Annotated in this window: 1 protein-coding gene; it reads left to right on the top strand. The window is 48.0% G+C overall.

Annotation, left to right across the window (positions count from 1 at the left end; translation table 11 throughout):
- Window positions 1–80: 80 nt before the first annotated feature.
- Window positions 81–504 (top strand): pseudouridine synthase (locus R7Q11_RS29725; protein WP_263857244.1); only part of this gene is annotated, 424 nt, incomplete at its 3' end.

The following is a 504-nucleotide window of genomic DNA, read 5'->3' as shown; positions in this document are numbered from 1 at the left end:
ATGCCCGACCTTATTTCCCCTTCCCACTTGCGGGAAGGGTCATCAAATTCACCGCCGTTGTGAAACGTTAGGAGACCGATATGTCACAAGACAACGCGAAACGCTTAAATAAATTCATCAGCGAAACAGGCTTTTGCTCACGTCGCGCTGCCGATAAACTGATCGAAGAAGGTCGAGTGACCATTAACGGCAAACAGCCAGAAATGGGCACCAAAGTACTACCTGGTGACGACGTTTGTGTTGATGGCAAGCCTGTCGCTTCAAAAGAAAAGCCGATTTATATCGCCCTCAACAAGCCAACAGGCATCACCTGTACGACTGAGCGTGATATCCCCGGCAATATCGTCGATTTCATCGGTCACAAAAAGCGTATTTTCCCAATTGGTCGACTCGACAAACCTTCGGATGGTTTGATCTTCTTGACTAACGATGGCGACATCGTAAATAAGATTCTGCGCGCTGGTAACAACCACGAAAAAGAATACGTGGTGCGTGTCGACAAGC

This window comes from Vibrio sp. 970 (genome assembly GCF_033339075.1).
Note: the sequence above shows the minus strand (reverse complement) of the source record. Positions and strands in the feature narration are given on the sequence as shown.